Here is a 3,310-nt window from a genome sequence, read left to right on the forward strand (position 1 = left end):
GGACCGCCTGACTTATTGCTGCGATATTTTTGAGACGGGCAATGATTCTTACCGGATGAAACACCGCTCATAGGGTGGCTCAATTTTAGACCACAACTGTGGCTCAGTTTTGGAATGGAATTGACATACCAGTATCCATAACTCCGCAAATCATACCCAATAAACCTTTTACGCCAGAGTATTCTGTTTTAACAATCTTAAGGCTTCCATTCAATGTTTTTACATAAACCAAATTAGGCTTTTCCCATCGATCAGGTGTAATAACTTTAAATACCGCACCAATCAGCTCTAAATTGTTGCTTTCCAACCTTTTAACTTCTGTTGAGTATTTTTCATATTTCATACAAGGATGCGGTGTCCAGGGGATACCTAAAACATCACACCAAAAGCTCCCTCCGTTTGTTGCCCTTATAAAATATGTCTTTTTCCCGCAAATAGGGCACTTTGCTTCTCCTGCCGAAGATTTTTGTTCTATTAAAATAAAGAATTGTCTTTTATCCCTTTTGGGTGCACCACCACAAACTGCTCTACTAAAACCGGACACGACCCTTTCAGGTTTATCAATCAGTTCCTTCCGAGAGTTTGATATCAAAACCCTTCTGCCATCTGATAATGTCCTCCAAACATCCATTTTCCAACTCTCTTATTAATTGAATATCAATAAACCCTACTTCAAACCCTACTCCGCTCCAAACAACAGCCCTTCTTTAATCCCCCGAATCTTATCCCTCAACACCGCCGCTTCTTCAAACTGCAAATCCCTCGCGGCCTGCTGCATCTGTTTTTCCAAACGGGTGATTTCTTTAACCGCGTCTTCTTCGGTGTGGATTTCACCCACTTTCACTTTGCCTTTCAGACGGCCTCTGCCGCTGCCTGCATCATCGTGGTACACACCATCGATGATGTCTTTCACTTTTTTATTGATCTGCTGCGGCACAATGCCGTGTTCTGCGTTGAATTTCATCTGTTTTTCGCGGCGGCGTTCGGTTTCTTCGATGGCGGCTTTCATCGAGTCGGTGATTTTGTCGGCGTAGAGTATGGCAACGCCGTTTACATTGCGGGCGGCGCGGCCTATGGTTTGAATCAGGCTGCGATGGCTGCGCAGGAAGCCTTCTTTGTCGGCATCGAGTATTGCCACCAGCGACACTTCGGGAATGTCCAAACCCTCGCGCAGCAGGTTGATGCCGACCAAAACGTCAAACAGCCCCAAGCGCAAATCGCGGATGATTTCAACGCGCTCAACGGTGTCGATGTCGCTGTGCAGGTAGCGCACTTTGATGCCCAGCTCGCCGTAATAATCGGTGAGCTGCTCGGCCATGCGTTTGGTGAGCGTAGTGACCAACACGCGCTCGCCTTTGCCGGTGCGCTCGTTGATTTCGCTGAGCAGATCGTCTACCTGGGTGGCAACGGGACGGATGATGATTTGCGGATCAACCAGGCCGGTGGGGCGCACCACTTGTTCGACCACCCGGCCGGCGTGCTCTTCTTCGTATTTGGCGGGAGTGGCGGAAACAAAGATGGTTTGCGGCATGATTTTTTCAAATTCGTGAAATTTCAGCGGGCGGTTGTCGCGCGCAGAAGGCAGGCGGAAGCCGTAATCGACCAAATTCTGTTTGCGGCTGGCATCGCCTTTATACATTCCGCCGATTTGGCCGATGGTAACGTGGCTCTCATCAATAAACAGAATAGTGTTCGGGGGCAGGTAATCCATCAGCGTGGGCGGCGGCTCGCCCTCTTTTTTGCCGGAAAAGTGGCGCGAATAGTTTTCGATGCCTTTGCAAAAGCCCATTTCATAGAGCATTTCCAAATCGAAGCGGGTGCGCTGCTCGATGCGCTGGGTTTCCACGGGGCGGTTTTCCCGGGTGAAGAAAGCGGTGCGTTCGCGCAATTCTTCTTTAATGGATTCGCAGGCGCGCAACACGGTTTCGCGCGGGGTAACGTAGTGGCTGCCGGGAAACACCGTATAACGCCCTACCCGCTGCACCTGGCTGCCGGTGAGCGGGTCAAACAAATCCAAGCGGTCGATTTCATCGTCAAACAGGCTGATTCTGAGCGCATTGTCGGAGCTTTCGGCGGGGTAAACATCAATCACATCGCCGCGCACTCGGAACGAGCCGCGCTTGAAATCTGTTTCACCGCGCTCGTATTGCATGGAAACCAGGGTGGAAATGATGTCGTGCCGGCTGATGCTGCCGCCCTCTTTCACCGACAGCACCATTTGCTGGTATTCGGTAGGATCGCCGATACCGTATATCGCCGACACGGTGGCAACAATCACCACATCGTTGCGCGTCATCAGGTTTTTGGTGGCAGAAAGGCGCATCTGCTCGATGTGTTCATTAATCGCAGAGTCTTTTTCAATAAACAAATCGCGCGATGGAACATAGGCCTCGGGTTGGTAATAATCGTAGTAAGACACGAAATATTCCACCGCATTTTCGGGAAAAAACTCACGCATCTCGGCATAAAGCTGCGCCGCCAGCGTTTTGTTGTGCGCCATGATGATGGCGGGGCGGCCACTTTTCGCAATCACGTTGGCCATGGTATAGGTTTTACCCGAGCCGGTTACGCCGAGCAGGGTTTGATAGGAAAGGCCGTCTGAAAGCCCTTCGAGCAGGCCGGCAATCGCGGCGGGCTGATCACCGGCAGGCGGGAAAGGCTGGTGCAGTTTGAAAGGGGAATCGGCATATTGAATGATTTGCGGTTCAGACATTTTCAGACGGCCTTTTAAGCTTCACAAAACCAAACAGATATTATAACAAAGGCCGTCTGAAAGCCGTTTTACGGAAAACCTATCAAATACCGTATATTGCCGACACGGTGGCAACAATCACCACATCGTTGTGCGTCATCAGGTTTTTGGTGACAGAAAGGCGCATCCCGGCAGGCCGCAGGCATTACATCAAAGCATAAGGCAAGCCCGGCCGATGCCGCGGATATTTCAAAGCGGACGACCATACCGGTTGCAGACGGCCTGCGCAATAATGCCGAGCCTCGGGCCGGCATTATTTGAAAGTTGTACAAACTCATACCCGCCCTTTCAGGCCAGAATGTCGAATCTATGCCGGCAGACACCCGAAACGAATGACCACCCTGCTACACAATTACAAAAATTGCCGGTCGCCGGAGTAAATAGAAAAAATAAATAGCAAAATGAAAACATAGCCTTCGACTTTTTCTCTATCCATAACAAAGCTCCAAAGGCCGTCTGAACGTTTTTCAGACGGCCTGTTTGATTAATCAAATGATGGGATTTTCTTGAATTGGGGTTTGGATTTCAGGCTGAAGAATATCCGGGTATGCCGGGTTT

The 3,310-nt window shown here is 50.0% G+C and carries 2 protein-coding genes; both read right to left on the bottom strand.

Annotation, left to right across the window (positions count from 1 at the left end):
• Positions 1 to 103 precede the first annotated feature (103 nt).
• The gene (locus IR141_RS12240; protein WP_135037693.1) at positions 104 to 631 is read right to left on the bottom strand and encodes a hypothetical protein; all 528 of its coding nucleotides are present in this window, start codon (positions 629 to 631) and stop codon (positions 104 to 106) included.
• Between the two features lie 48 nt (positions 632 to 679).
• Complete coding sequence (gene uvrB / locus IR141_RS12245; protein ID WP_135037695.1) at positions 680 to 2,713, bottom strand: excinuclease ABC subunit UvrB; 2,034 nt, start codon at positions 2,711 to 2,713, stop codon at positions 680 to 682.
• Between the last annotated feature and the right edge of the window lie 597 nt (positions 2,714 to 3,310).

This window comes from Neisseria sp. 19428wB4_WF04 (assembly GCF_015235335.1).
Taxonomy (GTDB): Bacteria; Pseudomonadota; Gammaproteobacteria; order Burkholderiales; family Neisseriaceae; genus Neisseria; species Neisseria musculi.